Source organism: Coleofasciculus sp., assembly GCF_046539235.1.
Classification (GTDB): Bacteria; Cyanobacteriota; Cyanobacteriia; order Cyanobacteriales; family Coleofasciculaceae; genus Coleofasciculus.
This window is the reverse complement of record NZ_JBKHHI010000520.1, coordinates 1-4,049: the sequence shown is the minus strand read 5'-3', so window position 1 is coordinate 4,049 and position 4,049 is coordinate 1. Positions and strand designations below refer to the sequence as shown.

The 4,049-nt window shown below is 44.2% G+C and carries 5 protein-coding genes; 1 reads left to right on the top strand and 4 read right to left on the bottom strand.

All coding sequences use genetic code 11. The features are described from left to right. Positions 1-523 precede the first annotated feature (523 nt). Positions 524-673 (top strand): hypothetical protein, encoded by a 150-nt coding sequence (locus ACLFWI_RS27865; protein WP_446415633.1) that lies wholly within the window; start codon positions 524-526, stop codon positions 671-673. On the opposite strand, the gene ACLFWI_RS27860 is transcribed toward ACLFWI_RS27865, so the two are convergent. From ACLFWI_RS27860 to ACLFWI_RS27845, 4 genes are all read right to left on the bottom strand, one after another. Then, entirely contained in the window at positions 670-1,491 is an 822-nt protein-coding gene (locus ACLFWI_RS27860) for a PhzF family phenazine biosynthesis protein (protein ID WP_446415632.1), read from the bottom strand. The genes ACLFWI_RS27865 and ACLFWI_RS27860 overlap by 4 nt on opposite strands. Positions 1,492-1,515: 24 nt before the next feature. After that, positions 1,516-2,718 (bottom strand): AIPR family protein, encoded by a 1,203-nt coding sequence (locus ACLFWI_RS27855; RefSeq protein WP_446415631.1) that lies wholly within the window; start codon positions 2,716-2,718, stop codon positions 1,516-1,518. A 323-nt stretch (positions 2,719-3,041) separates the two neighbouring features. Beyond that, complete coding sequence (locus ACLFWI_RS27850; RefSeq protein WP_446415634.1) at positions 3,042-3,371, bottom strand: nSTAND1 domain-containing NTPase; 330 nt, start codon at positions 3,369-3,371, stop codon at positions 3,042-3,044. An 88-nt stretch (positions 3,372-3,459) separates the two neighbouring features. Beyond that, positions 3,460-3,843 (bottom strand): response regulator transcription factor, encoded by a 384-nt coding sequence (locus ACLFWI_RS27845; RefSeq protein ID WP_006099434.1) that lies wholly within the window; start codon positions 3,841-3,843, stop codon positions 3,460-3,462. Between the last annotated feature and the right edge of the window lie 206 nt (positions 3,844-4,049).

The window sequence follows — 4,049 nt, the reverse complement described above, 5'->3', positions numbered from 1 at the left end:
GTTGATACAAAACCCGCCCAAATGACCAAATGGTGATGGTGTAGGGGCGGGTTTAAGGAATCTCTTGTCGCGATAGACGCTTGTCCGAACAAGTTTTGGCTATTTTTTTTTACCTGTCCCAACCTACGCCAGGATTTACTATGCTACGTTTTGTGTAAACTATCGAATGATCCCCAGGCTGTTGCGGTTGAACAAAGCAAAAAACTGTGCAGTAAGCATACGTTTCCCTATTATTCGTTGGAGATGCGATTACACCTGGAATCGTATATTCATGAAGGCATGAATTATTTATTGTCAGATAGCTGTCAATATCTCAATTAAGTAGGGCTGGCTGAATAAGTCTGACTTCCATTAAAGTTAACGGTTGAGACAAGGCAACAGGCAACAGTAAGAATGTCAGGTTTGGGCTGGTTGAGCAAAAAAAGCTTTTGCTTTTTCTGGGAAAGTTGTTTTTGCCAATACTTGTAAAGAAACACTCCTATTCCATTGAATTCTTTTTTAATCAACCCATTTTTATAAAATCATGAGAACCATCAACTATGCAGTATCAATCTGTAGTCATTGCGGTCACTATCAACTTCAAAAAGGCTGGGGAGGTTACTGTAAACAGCTAGGCGTAGCTGTGGGAAAATGGAAAGCTTGTCCTTTAGCCATTTCCCCCTTTGCCACCTAAGTCAATTCCCCCCGCATCACGGTAACCGCTTGTCCGCCCAAAATGACGCGATACGTTCCTTCGGAACAGGCTCCGCCAACGCTCCCGGTATACTTTACCTTGACTACCCCTCCTCGATGGGAGGCTTGATAGGCTAAGAACTCATCTTGATTCATGCGATCGCGCCAGAAAGGTGCTAGACAACAATGGGCTGCACCCGTCACCGGATCTTCATCAATCCCTAATCCCGGTGCAAAGAAACGAGAAACAAAATCATACTCTGAACCCGAATCCGTCTGACTGGTAACAATCACCTCAGATGTCGGTAAGGTTTTAAGTAAACCAAAATTGGGCTGCATAGTTCGCACCATCTCTTCCGATTCCACTTCCACCAAATAGCCCAAAGAATTCTGCCAAACGGACTGAATCGGTACACCTAACGCTAACGTAAGGTTTGGGGGGGCGGTTATGGGTTGAGAATGATTCACCGGAAAATCTAACTCAATCCATTCACCCTGACGCTGGGCGATGAGTATCCCGCTTTTGGTATAAAAACGGGCGGGTTTCTCCGGGGACAGATAACCCTCTGACCACAAGACATGGGCGCTAGCTAAGGTGGCATGACCACAAAGGGGGACTTCTACCGTCGGAGTAAACCAACGCAGATTAAACCCATCCTCTTGAGGTATCACAAAGGCAGTTTCAGACAAATTCATCTCCTGTGCCACATTCTGCATCCAGCTATCCGGTTGGGGAGTCGGTAAAACACAGACAGCGGCTGGATTACCCGTAAATGGGGTACAGGTGAAGGCATCAACTTGAATGATTAGCTGGTTCATATAACTTTAATTGTCCCCACCTACTTACTGTAGCCTAGTTATTAAGTCGCCGCGTCGAAAGGTTGCAGATAGCTGCTGCAAGGAAATGTCTTGTCTCCCATAAAGCTCATGAAGCGCCTGTTGAATATCCTGTACTGAGGTGTTGAAATAAGCTTCGCCATTTTGTTCAATAAGCTGTTGAGCCCTTGGGAAATTGTGATGGCTAATTTCTCTCATTTGAATGCCCATATCAGCAAGGATTCTTCGCCCCATCTGCATAGCGATAAAGCATGAAGCATAGCGAACGAAATCCGGGTCAGTATGCTCTGGTCGTTTGCGACGATTTTCTGCGATTCTGTATAGTTGCACAGCAATTATAACCTGTGAGCCGTTCAACTGATCCGTGAATATTGAATCATAAAGTTTTCCAAAATGTTCACGAGAGAAGAATTTAGCCTGATGAGGTTTTTCTCTCCAGACAGATAGTACAGCTTCAGCCGCTACTCCTGAGGTAATATCTGTAGATCGGGTACTCGTATCAGATCGCTTACGCCGATAATTAAATCCTAATTGCTGCATATCCATATCTAATCTTTGCTGACGTTCATCATTAGCGCGTAAGTCTTTGAGATCTACTGGATTTTGGCTATTCTCTTTTACTGGTCTAGTGGCTTGAAGGATTTGGACTAAGCGCTCGTGATTGACGTGTTCCCATGTCACCTGATCGCCGAAACCAGTACGTTCAATAGCTCCCTGAGCAGATTCATTCCACTTCAGTCCATTATTGCAGGCTATTGCTCGAACTTGTGGAATATAGCCATCTCGAATCAAGCTACGAGCTTCTTCTACCTTGGTGAGTAGTCGTTCATTGATATGTTCTAATTGAGCTGCTGGATTAAACAAATACTGAATGGCATTTATTAAACTCTCTATGCCTTGCTCAGGGAAATTTGAGTTCCCTTCTAGATTATTTTTATATTCGGCTTGGAATAAAGTAACAGTAAATTCACCATCATATTCTTCAGAAATATGCATGGCATCTACTCCAAAGTCACCACCTCCTTCAGTCAGGCAATCGAAAGCATTATCGTTCTCTAAATCTAAGATAGTTTTAACACAGAGGTAAGCAAATGCTAGAGACTTGAGTCTGCCTTGATCGTTTATGCGTAACTCTTCAGCAGCCTTTTGACGGATATCGTTAACAACTGATGTTAAACGTTGATCAATAATAGATGCGTTGATATTCATGTAGTAGCTACCTATTCCGTTCAAGGCGAAGTCTGGAGTCTAGTGAGTTATGTAGGAAAAGTACAGGACTTGATGCAAAGCGAAGAACTGTTTTGAGGCTAGCATACAATGCCAAACTTCATTGAAGCGGCGATGATTGCCTAGTCAATCCTTACTACCTCACCCGTTCTAGCATAAATTCCTTACCTCTTACAATCACTTGGCTTGCCAGCTTGGAGCATAACTCTGACACGTTTCCCTGGCACCTCTGGCAATCTCGTCTTGGGGATTAGTCAAGACAGGATGATGACGAAGGCGATCGCAGAGAATTTTGCCCCTTGTGACTATAGGAAGTCTGTCCGCATGGTTGCTACCAGTTTAACTGAGTGATCGCTCTTTTTACTTAGGGTATTCACAAGGTTGACTAACCCTTGGATAAAAACATCCCGCTTGTCTGATTCAGTAGTAGTAAATAACTCCTCAAACTGATCGATCAGGATAAACCAGTAGTCATCTTGATGTTTGAGCGATCGCATCACTTGAGTTAATGTTTCCGGCTTAACAAGACGAGCAAGCTGTGCGTCTGATTGAACGTCACATAGAGATGTGCCATGGCGCGTCTTTCTGGCGCGTCTTTCTGGGGCGGTTTTACTCCTATCATTGTCTTCCCAGATGTGACGAAACCCGCCCTGACTTAATGTTAAGTTCTAGAATTAGTTCATTGTAAATATTCCTCAAGCCATGACGAATGACGATTGCCCATCAGCTTGCCGCTTGATGATGGGACTTTAATAATTTCTTTACAGTCTCGACAATTTCTTGGGGATGACAAGGCTTGGCTAAGTAAGCATCCGCCCCTTGCTTCATTCCCCAGTAGCGGTCAAAATCCTCTTTTTTCGCCGAACACATTAACACCGGAATATTCTCAGTCTCAGGTTCCGATTTCAGACGACGACAGACTTCATAGCCATTCATCCGGGGAAGGACAATATCCAAAATCACCAAATTTGGGTGAAATTGCTGAATTTTCTCCAGCGCCTCCACCCCATCCCCAGCCACAATCACTGTCAGCCCTACACGCTCAAGCAGCTTAGAGAGCAAATGTTGTTGGGTGAGATCGTCCTCTACGACTAACACTGTACTCATAACAACCTATACCTACTATGGCTCTCTAGCTTTTAGGTATTATAACATTTACTCTGAGCGACAAAATATCGTCATCAGGCTGATTTCAGGTCACTCAAGTTCCGCAATCTGGCTGAATTTGCGAAGCTGGGGAAGCTCTTGAAGCTTAGGTATTATTAGCGAGCAAGATGCAAAGCCTGCGGCATGGCTTCGCTAAACGCACTACA